This window comes from Agrobacterium sp. (assembly GCF_032092815.1).
In the GTDB taxonomy this organism is placed as follows: domain Bacteria; phylum Pseudomonadota; class Alphaproteobacteria; order Rhizobiales; family Rhizobiaceae; genus Agrobacterium.
Genome location: NZ_DAMDBP010000094.1, coordinates 3,811 through 4,280 on the forward strand (window position 1 = coordinate 3,811; position 470 = coordinate 4,280).

General features: G+C 54.3%; 1 protein-coding gene. It reads left to right on the forward strand.

Features of this window, described 5'->3' with window-relative positions; genetic code table 11:
• Nucleotides 1–345: SMC-Scp complex subunit ScpB (locus RT613_RS23770; RefSeq protein ID WP_313618827.1), on the forward strand; the 345-nt coding region annotated here is incomplete at its 5' end.
• Nucleotides 346–470: the final 125 nt, after the last annotated feature.

Consider the following 470-nt stretch of genomic DNA (forward strand, 5'->3'; position numbering starts at 1 on the left):
GCACCCGCCATTTCGCACCACGAGGCAATGGTGCTGATTGCCATTGCCTATTTCCAGCCGATCACCCGCGGAGAGTTATCGAAAATTTTCGGCAAGGAAATTTCACGCGATACGATTGCCAGCATTCGTGGTGCTGGCTTGCTCGATACCGGGCCGCGTAGCCCCATGCCCGGTGCGCCTTATACCTACATCACAACGAAATATTTTCTGTCGGCTTTCGGGTTTGAGACATTGCGCGATTTGCCGGATATCGAGGCACTTGAGGATGCAGGCCTTTTGAATAGGACAGCCATTGTGGTGAGTGAAGCGTCGGTTGAAGCCGCGCCGAAAGCAGACGAAAATTAATTCGTGTGCGAGAAGTTTGCGCGCGGATGACTTCTGCACGATCCGAGCGTTTTCCCTTGGGGTTCCAGTTGGAGGCGTCGCCTTAACCGGCTGGTGCGGATCGAGGCAATAGTCTATCGGCATGA